At 47.8% G+C, this 19,340-nt stretch carries 13 protein-coding genes; 7 read left to right on the top strand and 6 right to left on the bottom strand.

Annotation, left to right across the window (positions count from 1 at the left end; genetic code table 11):
- Positions 1 to 2 precede the first annotated feature (2 nt).
- From RIH33_RS01515 to RIH33_RS01500, 4 genes are all read right to left on the bottom strand, one after another.
- Positions 3 to 485 carry a deoxycytidylate deaminase gene (locus RIH33_RS01515; protein WP_406654645.1) on the bottom strand — a complete coding sequence of 161 codons (483 nt, stop codon included), beginning with the start codon at positions 483 to 485 and terminating at the stop codon, positions 3 to 5.
- 130 nt (positions 486 to 615) lie between these two features.
- A complete protein-coding gene (locus tag RIH33_RS01510; RefSeq protein ID WP_406654643.1) occupies positions 616 to 1,620 on the bottom strand; it encodes an ABC transporter ATP-binding protein in 1,005 nt (334 codons plus the stop codon).
- Positions 1,621 to 1,623: 3 nt separating this feature from the next.
- Complete coding sequence (locus RIH33_RS01505; RefSeq protein ID WP_406654641.1) at positions 1,624 to 2,796, bottom strand: PQQ-dependent sugar dehydrogenase; 1,173 nt, start codon at positions 2,794 to 2,796, stop codon at positions 1,624 to 1,626.
- A gap of 42 nt (positions 2,797 to 2,838) precedes the next feature.
- Positions 2,839 to 7,086, bottom strand: a complete 4,248-nt coding sequence (locus RIH33_RS01500) for a CHAT domain-containing protein (protein ID WP_406654640.1) — start codon at positions 7,084 to 7,086, stop codon at positions 2,839 to 2,841.
- Between the two features lie 145 nt (positions 7,087 to 7,231).
- Here RIH33_RS01500 and RIH33_RS01495 point away from each other — a divergent pair, with 145 nt between their 5' ends.
- Positions 7,232 to 9,130 (top strand): ABC-F family ATP-binding cassette domain-containing protein, encoded by a 1,899-nt coding sequence (locus RIH33_RS01495; RefSeq protein ID WP_406654639.1) that lies wholly within the window; start codon positions 7,232 to 7,234, stop codon positions 9,128 to 9,130.
- 1 nt (position 9,131) lies between these two features.
- On the opposite strand, the gene RIH33_RS01490 is transcribed toward RIH33_RS01495, so the two are convergent.
- A complete protein-coding gene (locus RIH33_RS01490; protein ID WP_406654638.1) occupies positions 9,132 to 10,115 on the bottom strand; it encodes a c-type cytochrome in 984 nt (327 codons plus the stop codon).
- Between the two features lie 227 nt (positions 10,116 to 10,342).
- Between RIH33_RS01490 and proB the strand changes: the two genes are divergently transcribed.
- The 3 genes from proB to RIH33_RS01475 are packed head-to-tail and all read left to right on the top strand — an operon-like array spanning position 10,343 to position 13,542.
- Positions 10,343 to 11,104 (top strand): glutamate 5-kinase, encoded by a 762-nt coding sequence (gene proB, locus RIH33_RS01485; RefSeq protein ID WP_406654637.1) that lies wholly within the window; start codon positions 10,343 to 10,345, stop codon positions 11,102 to 11,104.
- Positions 11,104 to 12,357 carry a glutamate-5-semialdehyde dehydrogenase gene (locus RIH33_RS01480; protein WP_406654635.1) on the top strand — a complete coding sequence of 418 codons (1,254 nt, stop codon included), beginning with the start codon at positions 11,104 to 11,106 and terminating at the stop codon, positions 12,355 to 12,357. Before proB ends, RIH33_RS01480 begins: the two co-directional genes overlap by 1 nt.
- Before the next feature lie 57 nt (positions 12,358 to 12,414).
- Positions 12,415 to 13,542 carry an aspartate aminotransferase family protein gene (locus tag RIH33_RS01475; RefSeq protein WP_406654634.1) on the top strand — a complete coding sequence of 376 codons (1,128 nt, stop codon included), beginning with the start codon at positions 12,415 to 12,417 and terminating at the stop codon, positions 13,540 to 13,542.
- 37 nt (positions 13,543 to 13,579) lie between these two features.
- Here RIH33_RS01475 and RIH33_RS01470 read toward each other — a convergent pair whose 3' ends face one another.
- Positions 13,580 to 14,479 carry a sialate O-acetylesterase gene (locus RIH33_RS01470; protein ID WP_406654633.1) on the bottom strand — a complete coding sequence of 300 codons (900 nt, stop codon included), beginning with the start codon at positions 14,477 to 14,479 and terminating at the stop codon, positions 13,580 to 13,582.
- 266 nt (positions 14,480 to 14,745) lie between these two features.
- Here RIH33_RS01470 and RIH33_RS01465 point away from each other — a divergent pair, with 266 nt between their 5' ends.
- The 3 genes from RIH33_RS01465 to alr are packed head-to-tail and all read left to right on the top strand — an operon-like array spanning position 14,746 to position 19,168.
- Positions 14,746 to 15,969 (top strand): acetyl-CoA carboxylase biotin carboxylase subunit family protein, encoded by a 1,224-nt coding sequence (locus tag RIH33_RS01465; protein ID WP_406654632.1) that lies wholly within the window; start codon positions 14,746 to 14,748, stop codon positions 15,967 to 15,969.
- Between the two features lie 59 nt (positions 15,970 to 16,028).
- Positions 16,029 to 18,017, top strand: a complete 1,989-nt coding sequence (locus RIH33_RS01460) for a hypothetical protein (RefSeq protein WP_406654631.1) — start codon at positions 16,029 to 16,031, stop codon at positions 18,015 to 18,017.
- Complete coding sequence (gene alr, locus RIH33_RS01455; protein ID WP_406654630.1) at positions 18,011 to 19,168, top strand: alanine racemase; 1,158 nt, start codon at positions 18,011 to 18,013, stop codon at positions 19,166 to 19,168. Before RIH33_RS01460 ends, alr begins: the two co-directional genes overlap by 7 nt.
- The last annotated feature ends 172 nt before the right edge of the window (positions 19,169 to 19,340 follow it).

Here is a 19,340-nt window from a genome sequence, read left to right as displayed (position 1 = left end):
TTTTAGATCAGATCTGTGACGTGTGAGATCTGACCCTGATATTTTTCCATGGTTACTCCAAACTTGCTCAAAAAATCCACTCCCTCATCTTGTTCTATACCTTTATGTGCCGCATAGGAGTTGAGGTAGATGACTTTTTCAATACCGGCAGTGTAGATGATCCGGGCACAGGCCAGACACGGTGACAGGGTAACATAGAGTGTGGAGCCTTCCACAGTGGCCTTGTTTTTCACGGCATAGAGGATGGCATTTTGTTCTGCATGGATAGCCAATGAGCACCCACCTTTCGAGTCTCTTGGGCAGCCTGTTTCCGGGTATTCCTCATCGCAGTTATGCGTACCTGCTGGGGGTCCATTGTAGCCAATGGAGATGATGCGGGTGTCTTTGGTGAGTACCGCCCCCACATGTCTTTTAATACAATGGCTTTTTTTGGCAAGGTTTACTGCCAGTTCCATGAAGATATCGTCAAACGCTGGTCTGTCCATGTTGCTAATCTAGTGACATCTCCCATTAGGTGATAGTGGATTTAATCTTTTTTGAAATGAGAGTTGGTACAAACCATAACTACCATGCTTTATGGCATGACCGGGATTTTTGATCTCAATTTCACTAATTTCAGACGAAATTGACAGGGAAGAGGTAATCTACTGTGATTGAAAAACAGGCCTGTGTTTTTGGGGTGATTTGTTTTGAATGGTCGAGGGCCCAAAGGTGCAAATGAGGAAGTGAATGCGGAGAGAGCACCACCTTGTTGTATGGTCCGCCAAATACCACCTTTTGAATGGTGGCGGCAAAACCTTTGGTATTGAGCTTCAAATCCTCTGCCCACAAGCCGAATCGATGCCCGGCAGGTGGAGTGATATCAGGGAGAAGGGTACCAAGTTCTTCACGCGTAAAGGTATTGTACAGACCCAGCAGGTCAGCCACCCGGGTGTCAGCCGGAGCGTGATAGATACTTGCGGGTGTACCTGTTTTGATGAGATGCCCGGAATCCAGGACCAGTAGCCTGTCAGCAATTTCCATAGCATCCCGGGCATCGTGGGTGATCAGGAAAATGGCAGTATCCGTAGAGCTGGCAATCTCTTTTACCTCTTCCAGCAAGATGGCCTTGGTGTTGATGTCGAGGTTACTAAAAGGCTCATCCAACAGCAGTACGTCAGGTTCGGTGGCCATGCCCCTGGCAATAGCTACCCGTTGTTTTTCGCCACCGGAGAGCAGAGAGATGTCCTTGTCCTGCAGGTGCTCGATTCGGCAAAGCTTCATCAGATCGGCGATCCGTTCCTGCTGATAGTCGGGCACATAGCTTAGGAGCTCGTACCGGATGTTTTCCTTTACCGACATGCGGTGTTTCAGTTGAAAATCCTGATGTACTAGCCTGATTTCTTCGTAGCCTGGTACGAGCTGATCATCCGGGTTTTCAAGCTTTTCGCCTTCCAGCCATACCTCGCCTGTATCTGGTGCCAGTAGGCCAGCCAATATCCTGATCAGTGTGGTTTTTCCTGACCCACTTCTACCTATGAGGGCACATACCTCTCCTTTGTGGATTTCGAATGAAATGCCTTGGAGGACAGCCCGGCCATCATAGTTTTTCCCTACGGAATGTGCGCTGAGTATGGACAATCCTTATGATCCGGTGTAGGTCACCCTGTAAATGGACCCGGTCAGGTCATCTGAGATGAGCATTGAGCCATCTTTGAGAAAGAGCACATCTACCGGGCGACCCCAGGCAGTGTTGGTTGCTTTGTTGAGGAAGCCTTTGATGAAGTCTTCATAGGCTACACCCTGACCATCTTCTACTTTCACCGTGGTGATTTTGTGGCCGGTGTGGCCTGCTTCCGAGGAGCGGTTCCAGGAGCCGTGCTCTGCTATGAAGGCCAGGTTGGCATACTGAGAAGGGAACATGCTGCCGGTGTTGAACTTGATACCTAATGGAGCTACATGTGCTCCAAGTTTTTGAGCTGGTGCCACAAATTCGTCGCACGATCTTTTGTCTCCAAATTCCGGATCTTTGATATCACCACCATGGCAGTAGGGGTAGCCAAAGTGCTGACCTTTCTCGGTTACTCTGTTCAGTTCACAGGGAGGAATTTCATCGCCCATCATGTCCCGTCCATTGTCGGTAAAATAAAGCTCACCGGTTTCAGGATGCCAGGTGAAACCCACTGTGTTTCTAACACCGCTTACATAGATTTCACGGTCCGACCCATCAGCATTCATGCGGGTGATGGAGGCGTAGATTTCATCTTTGCTTTCACAAATATTGCAAGGAGCTCCTACGGGCACGTAAAGCTTGCCGTCAGGGCCGAAAGCGATGTATTTCCAGCCATGGTGGCCATCTGTAGGGTAATCGTCGTAGATCAGCTCTTTAACCGGAGCGGACAGGTTACTTTCTACTGCCGGAAATTTCCATAGTTTGCTGACTTCTGCTACATACAGATCACCATCTTTGAAGGCGACACCATTGGGCATTCGCATACCAGTGGCTAAAACGAAAATTTCGTCTGCCTGGAAATCACCGTTGTTATCTTTTAAGGCGTAGACCTTATCACCACCCCTATTACCCACATAAAGTACTCCTGAAGGGCTTATGGCCATCGATCGGGCGTTTTCTACCCTGCCATAGAGCGCTATGGAGAACCCGTCCGGCAGCACCAGCGAGTCTAGTTGCAAGTCGGTCATGTCCAGCAGCGCGGTATCAGCGGTTGTGGAATTTTCTGTGGTAGTTGAATCTGATTCCTGAGGCTTAGTGCAGGAAAGGAGCGCGATGCTCAGCAGGATGATAATTAGTCTGGTCATAAATGTCTAATCAACGAGTCGTTTGATTGTTCAAAGATAAAGCTAGCTCTTGGCAATCATCGTGAATGCCCCCCAATAAATGGGATCATTGTACTGTGCTTTGATGGTCAGTTGGGCATTGTTGAAAGCAGTTCGCTTATCTTGTCCATTGAGCCAGTTTTTGTAAAACTCTACCATGAGCTTCTGAGTGACCTCATCAGACACCTGAAACAGACTCATCACAATGGCATCTGCTCCGGCCACCAGAAATGAACGTTGTAACCCGAATACTCCTTCACCTTGCTGGATTTCTCCACGACCGGTTTCGCAGGCGCTCAGTACGATGAGTTCAGTTTTGTCAAAATTGAGGTTCATGGCCTCATGCGCAGTGAGTACCCCATCATCGATGTTGTAATTTTTGGTAGCTTTCACTAACACATCTCCACCGCCTTCAGCCAATAGCCCAGCCCTGTCGAGCGGATTGTCATCTTCCTCAATCATAAACTCCGGCTTTTTCTCCGCTTTGGCTTTGTCATCAAAGAAACCATGGGTAGCAATGTGCACAAGCGTATAGTTCTGAGATTGCTTGATCTGATTTTCAGTGGCATTTTCGCCGAGATAATATTCTATTTTCCAGCCCTTGGTCTTTAGCAGATCGTTGATGGTGATGACTTCCTGCTCAGTGCCGGGTAGTTGTGGCACAAACACATTGGCACCCCCGCGGTTCGCCTCACGCTGTGCGGTTTTTCTGTTTTCATCCGTTTCATAATAGTTAGGATTGCCTAGCAGCATGGCAGTGAATTCTCGGGGCTCCTCATCTTTTTTCACCTTTTTGGCTTCTCTGGAGCGCAGTGCTGCAATGGTTTTGGTATTGTTGACTACCCGCACATTCATTTTGTCAATGACATACTCGGTCTCATTGATTTTGAAGGATTCTACGTTGAGCTGGTTGTAGATACCATCTGGAGACAAGTAAACGATTTCTTTGTCCCGTACCTTATTGTAGATAGGCTCCCAGAAAACGCCAAAGGAATTGGCATCTGCTATTTTGTATTTGGTGACATTCCGGTGATACATAAAATGCCGGGTTTCCATTTCATTGCCATCTTCAAAAAGAACCAGCTCAGGATTCTTTTTGGTTTCGCTGGTGACGATGAGGGCAGCATATCGGATTTTTTCGTCATTGAACTGATCATCAAACTCCCGGTACCGGATGATTTCGATGGCGGCTTCATTCTCTTTCAGCGACTTGCGTATGTCATTCCAGGTATAGAGTTTGTACTCGAAAGAATCCTCAAAGGCATCGGAACTTTCACTCAGTTGCTTTTCGAGCACGGCAATTTCGTCTTTCAGTTTTTTGATGTCTACTTCGGTCTCATTTGCGTCTTCTGAGCTTTGAGCGAGGGTGGTGGTGAGGTATTCTTTTTTGCTCACCCAGGTTTTGAAGAGGGAAATCAGTTGCTCATCCCCACTGTGGAGGATACTGTTCCTGGTTTTGATGGAAGAGTTCAGGAGCAGACCCTTTGTGGCCAACGCAAAGTCATACATGTTCTCCAGGTACTTTTCTTTGCTGGTGCTGTAGCGCACAGCCACGGTATTGTAAAACTCAAAATCCGGTTTGATTTTGTTCCAAAACTTGGCCTTTTCGTCCTCACTTAAGGTAGGGAAGTAGGTTTTGGTATAATTCAGGTAGGCCAGGGTTGTTTCGCTCAGAATGGATTCCACCTTACTCACTTCATCATTGATGTAGTAGGCACGGGCGAGGCGACTTTGCGTGTTGAGAAAGTCAGGATGTTCTTCACTGAAGATGCGTTTGAAATACTTGGCTGCTTTTTCATACTCCCGGCGGGCTTCCCTGAATTTCCCCTGATAATTGTAGATGTCTCCTTTGATTCTGGCTACCTCACCGGAACTTCTGTTTTGGTTGGACAGCGCATCCCTCCAGATGTCATCGGCCTGATCCAGCAGTGTGAGCGCCTCGTTATATTCTGCTCGCTGAAGGTGTACAAACGCAATGTTCTTGAGTGCTTCGGCATATAGTGGGTGTTGCTGATCGAAATTGGATGCGGTGATCTCTTTGGCTAACTGATAGTACTTGTCCACCACCTGAAGTTGGCTACCCAGATTATAATGGATGTGCCCAAGGTCTGTATAGGTATCGGCAAAGAGAATATGGTTAGGGCGAAGGGTCTTTTCCCGAATTTTCAGTACATCGGTGGCGTTGACCAGCGCTGCTTCATAATTGCCCAAATCAAGATAAAGTTTCACCATTTTACTGAGCGTCTCAGCAAAAATCAGGGTGGTGTCACCATACACTGTTTCGGCAATGGCCAGTGCAGCTCTCAGGTTTTTTTCAGATTCCGGATAGTCACCACGGATCATGAACACCTCACCCAGCGCGCTGTATGGCTTGATCAACCTGCGGCTGTTGCTTCCGTAGAGCTTTTTCCGTTCAGCAATGGCCATGTTCACCAACTCCTCGGTTTCGCTGTAGTTGCCCATGCGGGTATAGAGAAAAGCCAGATCCACGATGGACTCGAGTCTCAGTTCCTGGTTGGCAGTGGCTATTTTCTTATATATGGATTCTGACTTGCGAAGCTGATTCTCTGCTTTGTTGTACAACCCGATGGTGCCATAGAGAAATGCAGCACTGTTGAGGGCTTTCACAAACTCCTCGGATTTGCGCTCGCCTCCACGTCTGAGCACTTTCAGGGCTTCGTCGGCATTGAGCTCCGCATCCTTGTAGTAGCCTCCCTGTATTTGCAGCCTGGCCAGTTCCACCAGCTTGTCTCCGAGCTCAGCATTGGTGGTGTTGGGATTGGCCACCATAGCTTCCACTACTGATTTGGTCAGTGCTATGGGGTAGTCAAAGTTACCTGTCAGGGTAAAATATTCCATCAGGTCTGTCACAATGCGGGCGTAATCAGGGTGTTGGGTGGAGAGCTGGGTGAGTGGCTTCTTATACACTTCGCCAGCCAGTAGTTTGTAGGCCCTTGCCGGGTTCTCGGAGTATTTCAGATAATACCCGGCAAAGTTGATTTGGTAAATATTGGTTTGCAGGGCAGTTTTTCCATATCGGGTATTTAAAGACTCACCCAGCCTGACGTAGAACTTCTCTGCGAGCGGGTAATTTTCAGACCGCTGGATATCAAAAATGTACTGAATTCCATTTTCCAGTGCCAAAGTCATGGTTCTGTGATCTTCAGGTAAGAGCTTGGCTGTTCGCGAGATCAGCGAATTGAATCTCATGACTATATTTTGCTTCGTGTCTCGTTCATAGCTGCGCATGAGGGTGTTGAGAAACTCCGTATTGAAATACGCGTACTCCCGGCTCACTTTGGCTTTGATCAGCGCTGTTTCCACTTTCATGGAAGTGGTCACCGCATCCCCAAAACGGCCCTCGTGTTCATTGGCCATAATGTTGGCAAAGCCGGCTTTTTCCATGAGTTTACCTTTTGGCTTCATGGTGATCAGTTGATCACTTACCTTTCGGGCTTGGGTGGCATCGCCATAGTCCAGGTATACATTGGCCTCCGCAATCCTGAAGTCTATATAGGCTTCAGTGTTGGCTTCTACCAGTCTGTTGACTTGTTTATTTCGAGTGTCCAGCAGCTCGATGGCCTTTTGATATTCACCTTTCCCTCGATAGGCCTCTACTTCCGCTGTGAAAAGGTCTATCAGAAGTTGTGTTTTGTAAGCTTCATCCTCCGAATTCACTGCTTCAAATGAATAGCTCAATTTGAGTTTTGTTGGCCATGTGGTAATGAGTTCTTTGAGGGCTGCAAGGGCTTCATCATACGATCCCATGGCGACATCCGTAAATGCCCGACGTATTTTGATCTCCTGCACCAGGAGATCATTTTGCAGATAGGCCGTGCTGAGTCCTTCCAGGATGGTGGTTAGGCTATCAGCTTTTCGGTGGTTCCCATATTCATTGTAAAAATCAATGATCCTGAGCATTCCCATGGTGTAATTATAGGTGTGCCCGTTTTTCCACTTTGGCAGCGTCTTCAATGCGGTATTGAGATTGGTTTCCATTCCGCGAAAATCCGCCAGTGCATAGTCTGCCCTGGCTTCCATGATGTAGGTGAGTGGGTAGAGGGAGGAGTCACCCTTGTATTTCTTCGCAATGTGCTTGCTTCTCAGCTTTTTCAGTGCTTTCTCTACCTTGGCATATTTACCTTTGGTGTATTGCTTTTCAGCTTTTTTCAGTACGACTTCCCAGGTTTGCCCAATGGCGGCAGAGGAAATCAGGAGAAACAGCAATGCAATGGCGCACCGCTTGCAGGAGTAGATTTTAGGCGATATCATGGCTTATTCGAAAAATGAGATGGCGGCTCAAGCTTAAAATTAATTAATAACCTCGTATAATACTATTCATACTTAATTAAGTGATAGTGAGGAAAAAACGAGCGGGAATCGTTTTTCATCTGCTGAGTCATATAACTTTGCGGCCATGATTAGTATCAATAACCTTTCATATTACATCGGAGACAGACCCCTGTATGATGATGCTTCGCTTTTTATAGGTCCAAAGGACCGTATAGGCCTTATTGGGCTGAATGGTACCGGTAAGTCTACCCTGCTGAAAATGATCACAGGGGAAGATCAACCCACCGCTGGCGAGATCAATATGAGTAATGATACGACCATCGGCTTTCTCAACCAGGATTTGCTTTCTTATCTCACCAATGACTCCATTCTTCATGTGGCCATGCAGGCTTTTGCAGAAACCATGAAGATTCAGAAGCAAATAGATGAGGTACTCCATGAGATGGAAGCCAACTACCGTGATGAGCTGGTGGACAAGCTGGCCAAGCTGCAGGAGCGGTTCGAAACCAACGATGGGTACACCATGCAGGCTAAGGCCGAAGAAATTCTGGAAGGCATAGGGTTTAGCACACAGGACCTGCAGCGGCCACTCAAGGAATTTTCGGGTGGGTGGCGGATGCGGGTGATGCTGGCCAAGTTACTTCTTGAAAAGCCTTCTCTACTCATGCTGGATGAGCCTACTAACCACCTGGATCTACCCTCCATTCAGTGGCTGGAAAACTACCTTCAAACCTATGAAGGCGCATGCATCATTGTTTCTCACGACAGGCGCTTTTTGAATGCTTCGATCAACAAGATTGTGGAAGTATCGGCTTATCAGCTCAATATGTATGCAGGAAACTATGATTTTTACCTGGAGGAGAAGGAGCTGAGAAATGAAATTCAGCAAAATGCCTTTGAAAACCAGCAGCAGAAAATAAGACAAGCGGAGCGATTTGTGGAACGCTTCAAAGCCAAGGCCTCCAAGGCTAAGCAAGCCCAGTCACGGGCCAAAATGCTGGACAAAATGGAGCGCATAGAAGCGGTGGCAGATGAAGCCGCTGCGGTTGATTTCAAGTTTAAGTTCAAGGTAAAATCGGGCCGTCATGTGGTAAAGATGGAGAACATCTCCAAATCCTATGGTGACCTCAATATCCTTTCACATGCCAATGCGCACATAGAACGTGGAGATAAAATTGCGTTTATCGGAGCGAATGGTAAAGGGAAGTCAACGGCCTTGCGAATTGTCGCGGAGACAGAGTCTTTTCAGGGGAGCTTACAGAAGGGACACAATGTTACCACAGCATTCTATGCTCAGCACCAGTTGGAGGCCCTGAATATTCAGAATGAAATACTGGAAGAGTTAAAGCAAGCCGGCTCGGGGAAAACCGATCAGGAGCTGCGGGGTGTATTAGGTTGTTTCCTGTTTACAGATGACGAGGTTTTTAAGAAGATAAAAGTATTAAGTGGAGGGGAAAAGTCGCGTGTGGCTTTGGCCAAAACCCTGATTACCGAGTCTAACTTCCTCATGCTGGATGAGCCTACCAACCACCTGGATATGATGTCGGTGAGCATATTGGTGCAAGCATTGCAGCAATTCGAGGGCACCTTCCTGTTGGTATCTCACGATAGGGATTTCATCTCGAAAGTGGCCAATAAAATCTGGTGGATTGAGGACCATGAAATCAAGGAGTACCCGGGCACCTACGAGGAGTGGGAGTGGTGGTACAATAGGGAGCAGGAGAAGAAAAAGTCATCTCCTCAGCCTCAGAATACCGAGAAAAAAGAAAAGCCAAAGGCAGCCGCAGAGAAGCCACGCCACGATGATTCCCAAAAGCAGCTGGAGAAAGAAATTACTCAGCTGGAAGGAAAAATAGAAGCGCTGGAAGGGGAGGTAACTAAGCTGGAAGCGGAACTCTCTAAACCGGAGGTGTTTGGCGACCCTGCTAAGATGGAAAAGACCACCAATCGCTACCAAAGTAAGAAAGCTGAGCTGGAAACGCTCAACGCTACCTGGGAGCAATTGGTGGAAAAAATAGGATAGTCTACAATTCTGAAGCCGGAGTGAATTTTACTACCTGGTTTTCGATGGCCGGAAGGGATCTTAGGTAGGCATAAATCGCCTTGAGGTCTTCCTCCTGCATGGTGGCGTACATCATCCATGGCATTACAGTTTGCATATCATTTTCGCCCACTGCATGGGGCACGTAGCTTGAGTCGGCATAAGCCTTAAATCGGTTTACGAAGAATTCTTCGGACCAGGACCCTATACCTGTTTTTTGGTCTGGTGTGATATTGGCCGACCGCACGATTCCAAATCCTGGCATGTTGAACTCAAAACTGCCAGCAAAATTCAGTTCCATTATCGGAGCTCCTTTGTCCTGAGGTGTGTGGCAATCGCCGCAGGCCGCTGCGCTGGTCATGTAGGCACCATAGGCCAATACATCACTTTTTTCAGGCAGGGGCTGAGGATTTCCTGGCTTGGGAATGGTATGGAGGATAATGCTCATTGGGAAATCTGCAGCTGAGGGGGCCACCTCATTTTGTATGGGTGCCAGCGACCGGATATAGGCAATAATAGAGTAGATGTCTTCATCAGCCATTTGACCATACTTGTAGTAGGGCATCACCGGGAAAATAGGATCTTCGGTCCTTGTTACCCCGGTAGTGATCAGCCGATATAATTCGCCATCCGTCCATTCACCCACGCCTGCCGGGGTGATGTTTTTGGAGATAAAGGTGCCTGGAAAACCAAAGTCCTGATTGAAGACTTCTCCACCTTTGCCCAGGGTGCCGGGCACCAGTGGACCTGAAAATTTGCTCCAGTCCCGGGTGGAGTGACAGTCCATGCATACTGTCACACTGTGGGCGAGATAGGCGCCGCGAGCGATTCGTTCAGGGGTGACCTCTATGGAGACAGTGGGTGGGGGCCCAACGTCGGGCATAGTAGTCTTAATGAAGGTAATGCCAAAAAGGGCCAGCAAAATAATGCCGGCGGCAATAATTCCAAGGATTTTTAGGATTTTCATAAATTAGGTCAGGTTCGTGAGTTATGAAGGTAAGAATTATCCAAAAAAAAGTCAATGGGGTAGGTCGTACAAAAAATGAGACAACTGTTGACTTATTTCCTTCACTTTGAATCAATTTACTGCTACTTTTCCGCTCGATTTAGACCGAGTCGTTCTGACATTGCCCCGAATGGTCTGATCTGACAACTACCCAAAGAGAACTGACATTTTTAAATCATCGAAAAGAGGTGAAACGGATCGTAATAAAGGTGGGAACAAATGTGCTGACCAGGCACGATGGGATGTTGGATAAACTCATATTCCGACAAGTGGTGGTGCAGCTCGTCAAGCTGATTCAGGCTGGTTGGCACCCGGTATTGGTGTCTTCAGGCGCCGTGGGTGCCGGGAGAAGCATCATTGGTGAGAGCGGCATCACCAGTGAGGCCATTCGCAGGCAGGTGCTATCAGCAGTTGGGCAGACCTCACTGATGAAACGCTACTTCGAACTGTTTATAGAGTATGATATCGTCTGTGCGCAGGTGCTCACCACCAAAGAAGACTTTGCCGAAGGTGAACACTATCAAAATATGATCAACTGTTTTGAAGGTCTGATCGGTCAGGGCATAGTTCCTATTGTAAATGAAAATGATGTGGTGTCGCTTACAGAGTTGATGTTTACAGATAACGATGAGTTGGCCGGGCTTACGGCTTCTATGATTGGGGCTGATAAACTGATTATCCTGAGCAATGTGGATGGAGTCTACGATGATGCCGGACAGGTGATTGGTCTGGTTCCTTTTGGCGACAATGCCCACAGGAAGCATATTTCTGTTGAAAAATCAGGCATGGGGAGAGGCGGCATGCACTCCAAGGTGGACATAGCTACCCGGGCCGCTGAAGGAGGCATTGAGACCTTCATTGCCAATGGCAAGCAGGACAACATTGTTTTGGACATATTGTCCGGGAAAGGGGTAGGTACCCGTTTTGCTACAAAAGAAGGAATCAAGTGATGGAGCAGATATTAATAGATTTGAAGAGCGTGCAGGCGGCCAGTCGTCAGCTGGTGAGTCTGGAAGATGCTCAGATACAGCAGGTATTGAATGAAGTGGCCGACCTGGCCTGGAAACGCAGAGCAGACATTCTGGCGGCCAATCAAAAGGACCTCCAACGCATGGACCCCTCGGACCCCAAGTATGATCGCTTGCTGCTAAATGACGATCGTTTGAAGTCCATTCTGGATGATATTCGCAGGGTGGCACAGCTGCCGTCTCCACTGGGTCAGCAGTTGGAAGAGCGCACCTTGCCCAATGGTTTGAAGCTGTCCAGGATGTCCGTGCCCATAGGAGTGATTGCCGTGATTTATGAGTCTCGCCCCAATGTGACCTTTGATGTGTTTTCACTGTGCCTGAAGACTGGCAATGCCTGTGTGCTGAAGGGAAGTAGAGATGCCAAAGATTCCAATACCGCCATTGTGGACATCATTCATGAAGTGCTCAGGGCTCATCGGCTGGAAGGCGTGGTTTACCTGGCACCTGCCGAGCGTGAGGCGTTGCTGCCCATCCTCACAGCGGAGGGGCTGATCGATTGTGCCATTCCACGAGGTAGCCAGGGACTGATTGATTTTGTGAGAAAAAATGCGAGTATCCCGGTGATAGAGACAGGTGCGGGCATAGTGCATACTTACGTGGACGGCTCGGCTGATCTTGTCAAAGCCAGGGCCATTGTGCAAAATGCGAAGACCAGAAGGGTGAGTGTATGCAATGCCCTCGATTGTCTGATTTTGCATAAGAACCTGCTTGGAGCGCTTCCTCAGCTACTGTCTGGAATGGATAAAAGTGATCAGGTGGAGGTTTACGCCGATGAGGAAAGTTTGGAAGCCCTAACGGGACACTACAGTGGTGATTTATTGCGACCTGCCAGGGAGGAAGATTTTGGGGTAGAATGGCTGGCTTACAAGCTGTCGATAAAAGTGGTGGCAGATATGGAGGAAGCCCTTGAGCATATTGCCAGGTACAGTTCCAAACATAGTGAGGCCATTATTGCGGAAGATCAGCCAACCATCGATCGGTTTTTGAAACAGGTGGATGCTGCCTGCGTATACGCCAATGTTTCCACAGCCTTCTCTGATGGCGGTGAGTTTGGGTTGGGGGCGGAGATAGGCATCAGTACACAAAAGCTCCACGCCCGTGGCCCTATGGGCTTGAGAGAAATGACCAGCTACAAATGGGTGGTGCGGGGAGACGGGCAAATCCGAACCAATTAATACAAAGACAGACAAGGCGAAAAGCCTTTACAATATCAAACTTTTCAAATTCAGAAAATGGGTTTATTTAATGTATATCCTCTCTTTCCTATAGAGGTCACTAAAGGTGAAGGCAGCTATGTCTATGATAAAGCGGGCACCCGATACCTTGATTTGTACGGCGGGCATGCTGTCATTTCCATTGGTCATTCTCACCCGCGCTACGTTCAGCGCATCACTGAGCAGGTACGGCAGCTGGGATTTTACTCCAACTCCATTCTGAATCCCCTGCAAGAAGAGCTGGCGGAAAAGGTGGGCGAACTTTCAGGGAGACCCGAATGGAACCTGTTTTTGTGTAATTCAGGGGCTGAGGCCAATGAAAACGCGCTGAAACTGGCCTCTTTTCATACCGGGAGAAAGAAGGTTATCTCCTTCACCAATGGATTCCATGGTCGTACATCGCTGGCCGTGGCGGTGACAGATAATTCCGGCATTGTAGCGCCGGTTAATGCCACAGACAATGCATTGATTCTGCCGTTTAACGATGAGGAGGCCCTGGAGATGGCTTTTGCCAATGACGAGATTGCTGCAGTAATCATAGAAGGCATTCAGGGCGTGGGTGGTATTTATTTGCCGGATGAGTCTTTCATGAAAAAGATCCGATCACTGTGCGATATCTATGGCACGGTGTTTATAGCCGATTCAGTCCAGTGCGGATATGGCCGAAGCGGCCGGTTTTTCTCACAGGACTACTATGGCGTGGAAGCCGACCTCTATACCATGGCCAAGGGAATGGGCAATGGATTTCCTATTGGCGGTGTACTCATCTCTCCCAAGTTCGAAGCAAAATTCGGAATGCTGGGTACTACGTTTGGCGGTAACCACCTCGCATGCGCGGCAGCATTGGCTGTGGCGGAGGTGATTCAGGAGGAAAATCTGATCGAAAATGCGCGAGCAGTGGGGGCGTACCTGATGAACGAACTGACTGGAATACCTGCTGTGCAAGAGGTTCGGGGAAAAGGTCTGATGATTGGAATTGATATGGCATATCCGGCGGCAGATCTTCGAAAGAAGTTGTTGTTTGACCACCAGATCTTTACGGGTTCTGCTTCCAGAAAAAACACCATTCGTTTATTGCCCGCGCTCAATCTCAGTAAAGCAGATGCAGATCACTTCCTTGAGGTTTTCAAAAGGACAGCCGGTTAGATTTTTCAAACCTATCAAGGGATAAAATCAAGGGAGATCAATCGTCGCCCTTGATTTTGTACAGGGCATCCGCAAAGGCCTCGCCCAGGTCTATGTAATTTTCGCTTTTGTAATGCCACGGATCTGAGTAGCCATAGTAGCGTGTATTTCTTACAATGGCCGCATTCCCATCAGTGCGGGCATATTTTTCCTGAGCATATTGTACCAGCTCACCATAGTCCCATACTTTGCCATCTTCATCATTCCAGGAGTCCGATATTTTTCCAACTACTACTGGGAGGTCATCCGTGCGAAGTGCCGCACGCACCAGATCCATCAGGCGTTTCAGGTTGGCGTAGTATCTGTTGGCCATTGCTTCGGTTTTGTCACCATCACTTTCTCCTTGCATCCAAAGAATGCCACTGGGGATAAGGATGTCTGCCACTCCATTTCCATCAATGTCTTGTATCTGCGTGGCATTTCTGATAGTAGCCAGAAAATGATCGTACTGATTGATCCCACCTTTGCTCCGAAAGTCGGGCTCCCATGAACCGAATGGTCCGGCACCCAGGCTGTCAATGGAGGTGCCTCCTTTGGAGTATTTGATGAGCGCTAGTTTTTCGCCAGGATAAAGCGCCTGCATCCGCTTCGCAAAGGAGAGCTCAGGCCCAAACCGATCGCTTAGCTGATTGGACTGACCGTCTGAAGCAAACCCCACACCATGGCCAGGTTTGAGGGGTTCCCATAGGCCGATCCCTCCGTTGGGCTCACCATCTCCGGCAAGGTTGCCATGAAATATCCAGACATTGTCAAATGAGGCCAGTGAATCCGGCAGGTCTTTGTTGTACCCATAGCCGTCCATGTTGGACTGACCACCCAGGTAAAAAACGCGAATGGTTTCCTGGCTGAAGGAGAGCATGGGAATGAGCGTGAATATCAGGTAAATCAGATTTTTCATCGTGGTTGGATTTTTTTCAGGCCTTAAATTAGTGCATTTCAGGTAATGCCACCAACCATCTCGTCATACCTCCTCATTTTAAACTATTCTAAGAAACTGCTGTACTCTGAGGGGTAATCACAATTTTCAGGAACAATAAGGACGTTGAGTCATTACTATGGATAGATGTGTCTATCTAATACAGGAAATATATGTCCAATTGGGTCCCTTCGAGGAGATGTGTCTGCACTGATTAATCGATTTCAACCTTATAACAGAAAATAATTATGGCTAAATGTTTTGCATTGATTGGGTGGAGTTTGCCCGTAATAGAGAGTATGCAGAAGCTGGGAAAACCTTATGTTGTGGTTTCCTTTGCTGATTTTGAACCTTATGCTCAAGAGAATGACATCCCGTTTGTCTCTTACCAGTTGGATGAATGGAGTGACACCTCCAATTCATTGGATCTGGTAGAAAAACTGAAGCCTTTTAATGCTGATGTAGCAGTGCCCCTCTATGAGGAAACGGTGGAATGGGCAGGCGCACTTAACTCGATCTATCGTGGTGATCCCCGGGTACTTAATCGTGCTTTTCTGTTTAGAAACAAAGCCATGATGAAGCGCAAGGCCCTTATTGGTGGATTGCGGGTAGGCCTTTTTGAGGAAGTGCATAACAAGGAAGGAGTTAAAGCTTTTATGAGACGCCTCAATGAAGCCAACCTCCAGTTGGATGGAGAGGCCGATAGCTGGGTACATATTAAGCCATTTGCTTCGGCAGGTACAGTTGGTCATCGGTTGCTCAGGTCTATGTCAGACATTGATGAGAAGTGTGAAGAAGGAGATTTTCCATGCCTGGCCGAGAGTCATTTACCCGGGCGGGAGTTTTCCTGTGAGGCTTTTATCCATAAAGGGAAAATACGATTTCTGAATATAACAGAGTATGTGAAGTTGGGATATTCAAACTTCATCCCCGAAGGCAGATACCTGCAAAGCAAAAGAGACATGATTCATCAACATGTGCAGAAACTGGTGGACATTTTCGGAATAGAGTATGGGATGGTGCACCCAGAGTGGTTCCTTACTGACGATGATGAATTGAATTTTGGTGAAACGGCCTGTAGAATCCCGGGAGGTCACATTTTGGAGCTGGCCAGTAAGTCGTGGGAGTTTGATGCTTTGGCGGCTTTTGTCGTTTCTCATGATCCCAATGCCACCGAAGAGGAATTAGATGCTATCTTCCCGGCCAGGGATTTCAAACCAAAAAACTATCATGGTAACGTGATGATCTATCCGCGCAAGCGTCAGTTTTCTAAACTGGAAATACCCGAGGAGCTCAACAATGAACCTTATTTTGTAGATCACACACTGGTGCCTCCATATAGTGGCCAGAAGCTTGGCGATAGCCGCGAGGGTTTTGGTAATCATTTCGGTACCATCAACTTCAAAGGGGAGGATCCCGATCGGATGACAGAACTTCTTCAGCATTACGAAGAGGTGGATTTTTACATATAAGGACAGGTTGTAGACACTTTTTAAGAGTCTTTTAAGAGTATTGAATTCAAATCAGATATATGCAAACAGCCTCAGATCGGGTATTTGACAATTTTGAGCAAAGCTTTCGGGAGTTCTCGGAATCAACGGAACTCACCAAACCCGAAAAAGCTACAAAGCTGGCTAGCCAGATAGATTTATTGAGTCTTACCAGGGATGGTTTGTCATACCTCTATGAGAAATGCCCTGATCTTGACGAAGCGGGGATCTTTGCTGGTACGTCCTGGAACGAACCGGACAAGCTGGTGCCATACCTCGTGAAGGGCACGCTCCAGTTCGGACATCCCTCTTCTAGTTTCGAAATTCTTTCAGAACTGAGGCTTTTGTCCCTGGCCAACGGAGACATGACCAGCCCGGCAATGTCAGCCGGAGAAGCCCAACATTTTCTGGAGGAGGTAGTGGTACATAATCTGGAGTTTGCCCTGAAGGAGCCATCTGAGGAAACCAGAAGTGTCATGTCTGAGCGGGAGTTGAAGAAGGCGTTTAACCTCTTCGGGTTTATGATGAGTGAGATAGATCTTAGTGGGGTCTATGAAAAGCTGGCTGAGGAGATCAGGCTTATCTGTGCTCAGCGGCCTATTGTGACCAGAAAAGTTCGGGAACTCATCAGACTGGTGGACGAGCGGTTTGACACCACAGGGAGCTCCAAAACCGATCAATCAGTCAGACACTACATAGAAGCCGTATATGGCCCATCCGATGGAGCCAGAGCGCATAGTGAGCTGTCAGATTATCAGTATTTTCTGAGCAATGCGAATATGAAGACCCTCAGGGCAGAAGCCGAAGCGATGGGTTATCATATGAGCTCGACAGGGCTGGTGAGCAGGTATCATCCCATTTTGCTTCAAAAACTGGTGCAGGAGTATCCGGCGCTGGTTCCTGACTGCCTGGATTTGAATGATCGGGGAAGAGCCGAATGGGATAAGTTTCATGAGTTGGTTTCCACCCTGATTATGGAGATTGTGAGCCCGGATAATTGTCAGTGTATCTATGGGCTGGCCCGCATGCTGGGAAAAAACATGTTTTCCAGAAGGCCTGTGCGCGTGGGTTTGGAGAACCTCAGGAAAATCAAACTGAACAGTCAGGTAGAAAAGCGCATCCTGAAATCACTGGCCAATGAGGAGCCTGCCGCCAATGCCTTGAAATACCTTTTGGGCGGTACACTCAGGGTCCTGGGTCAACCTTTAGGAGTCGGGCAGGGTAATAACCCCACCTGTCAGTCTGCCAGGGGGATCAGTATGTGGAGTCAACATGCGCCTGCCAAACTCATTGATATGATCATCACGGTGGCCACCCAAAATAACCTGATCATGAGGTTTGAGAACCTGGACCTTACCTCCAATCAGTTGGGGAAGGGGCTGATGGAGAAGCTGGATTATAACCTTGATCCCGTCAGTGTGGTGCTGGTACCGCATTTGGACAAGTTGTACAGCGAGATGATGAAACGGACAGCCGGACGCGGTGAGGATCCTCATAAGTGGGTCAATCCACTCATGTATGGTCAATGGATTCAGCTGGGCTTTGCCTCTTGCTATGACTACCTGACCAATTCCATTCTTGACTTTGAAGGCTTTGTCAGAATCTTTTATGCGGCGTTTCACCCGGATTACAATGGTCACCGGGAAATGGTCTACCCCAATCCGGTGGGCATTTTCATTACCAGTGCTAAAGGTGATATGGTAGGGTTTCATGCGATCTCCTTACTCAGGGTGGATAAGGATCCTATGGGCGGAGTACGTGCCTATTTTTTAAACCCTAACAATGAAGGCAGACAGGATTGGGGGCAGGGCATCAAACCATCCGTATTTGGTCATGGAGAGAAGCATGGTGAGTCCTCTTTGCCTTTTGGGCAGTTTGCCGCCAGGGTATACGCTTTTCATTACAACCCACTGGACACAACCGATTTTCTGACTGGCGTGCCTGATCATCTGCTGAAAGACGCAGCCGCTCTGGCGAAAGAGAGCTGGGGTAAATCCTATGTATGGAATCAACAAATCAAGTTATGGTAAGGCACTCTTCAAGGATCGAACTTAGTCAATCATCATTGACGAACAATATCAACTTCATTCGCAAGAAGGTGGGAAAAGAAGTCAGGATTTCGTCCGTGGTAAAAGCCAATGCCTATGGTCATGGGATCGCTCAGTTTGTGAAGATGGCCGAGCGGGCAGGGGTTGATCATTTTGCGACTGCCTCTGCATTTGAGGCAGAGGAGGTACTGGAGGCTAAATCCATGGGTGCGGATGTGATGATCATGGGTATTCTCTATGATGTGGATATTGAGTGGGCGATTCAAAATGGCATTGAGTTTTATGTATTCAACTATGAGCGTTTACCCCTGGTTTTGGAGAAGGCCCAAAAGCTGGGCATCCGGGCCAAAGTGCATATAGAGGTAGAGACGGGAGCCAATCGCACCGGGATGAACGCCAGGGAGTTTCCGGATACACTCTCTTTTCTGAAGAAAAATCATGAGCATGTCGCTTTCAAAGGGCTATGTACTCATTTTGGTGGAGCTGAGAGCTTTTCCAATCAGTTTAAGATTACTGCCCAGGAGGAGCGTTTCAGAGGTTTTTTGAAAATCTGCGACAAGAAAAAAATACAACCTGAAATCCGACACATAGCGTGCTCGGCCGCTGCGCTGGCCTACCCGGATACGGTCTATGACATGGTGAGGATGGGTGTGGCGCAGTATGGGTTTTGGCCCAGCCCGGACATCTACTATATGCACATGCAGGCGGGTGAGGCGAAAGGAAATGGTTCACTCAAACGACTTTTTACATGGAAGACGGACGTGATGGACGTGCGTGATGTGGATGCCGGAGAGTTTATTGGCTACGGCACGGCTTATCAGGCTACCCAGGATATGAAGGTAGCAGTACTTCCATTGGGTTATTCCAACGGGTATCCACGGGGACAGTCTAACCGCGGGTTTGTATTGATAAAAGGGAAAAAGGCGCCAATCGTAGGTTTGATTAATATGAACTTATTCATGGTGGACATCTCTCATATTTCTAACGTGGAGGTGGGCGACGAAGTAGTGCTGGTAGGCCGTCAACAGAACAATACCATCAACATCAGCTCATTTACTCAGCTCACCCAGCTTTTAAATAATGAGATGCTCAGCCGGTTGCCATCAGCTATCCCCAGAAAGATTGTGAAGTAACTTGGTATTATTCCAATATATTACTGTGTTATTTTGATTTTTTGAAGTTTTAAGGAACATTTGGTGCCTTTAACTATTACTTATGTAGATGTCTCCATCTGCTGTGGGATTCTTATGTTCCCTGGCCAGTTGATTTTTTAGGAGGCTTTTCATTTTTTTATTTTGACCTTCG

The organism is Marinoscillum sp. (assembly GCF_040222955.1).
Classification (GTDB): Bacteria; Bacteroidota; Bacteroidia; order Cytophagales; family Cyclobacteriaceae; genus Marinoscillum.
Note: the sequence above shows the minus strand (reverse complement) of the source record. Positions and strands in the feature narration are given on the sequence as shown.

What these genes read in the sequence shown, in the direction of transcription:
- RIH33_RS01500 (WP_406654640.1), bottom strand. Translation starts at nt 7,086, where the DNA reads ATGATATCGCCTAAAATCTACTCCTGCAAGCGGTGCGCCATTGCATTG.
- RIH33_RS01475 (WP_406654634.1), top strand. Translation starts at nt 12,415, where the DNA reads ATGGGTTTATTTAATGTATATCCTCTCTTTCCTATAGAGGTCACTAAA.
- RIH33_RS01490 (WP_406654638.1), bottom strand. Translation starts at nt 10,115, where the DNA reads ATGAAAATCCTAAAAATCCTTGGAATTATTGCCGCCGGCATTATTTTG.
- RIH33_RS01495 (WP_406654639.1), top strand. Translation starts at nt 7,232, where the DNA reads ATGATTAGTATCAATAACCTTTCATATTACATCGGAGACAGACCCCTG.
- RIH33_RS01480 (WP_406654635.1), top strand. Translation starts at nt 11,104, where the DNA reads ATGGAGCAGATATTAATAGATTTGAAGAGCGTGCAGGCGGCCAGTCGT.
- RIH33_RS01515 (WP_406654645.1), bottom strand. Translation starts at nt 485, where the DNA reads ATGGACAGACCAGCGTTTGACGATATCTTCATGGAACTGGCAGTAAAC.
- RIH33_RS01460 (WP_406654631.1), top strand. Translation starts at nt 16,029, where the DNA reads ATGCAAACAGCCTCAGATCGGGTATTTGACAATTTTGAGCAAAGCTTT.
- RIH33_RS01465 (WP_406654632.1), top strand. Translation starts at nt 14,746, where the DNA reads ATGGCTAAATGTTTTGCATTGATTGGGTGGAGTTTGCCCGTAATAGAG.
- RIH33_RS01470 (WP_406654633.1), bottom strand. Translation starts at nt 14,479, where the DNA reads ATGAAAAATCTGATTTACCTGATATTCACGCTCATTCCCATGCTCTCC.
- RIH33_RS01505 (WP_406654641.1), bottom strand. Translation starts at nt 2,796, where the DNA reads ATGACCAGACTAATTATCATCCTGCTGAGCATCGCGCTCCTTTCCTGC.
- alr (WP_406654630.1), top strand. Translation starts at nt 18,011, where the DNA reads ATGGTAAGGCACTCTTCAAGGATCGAACTTAGTCAATCATCATTGACG.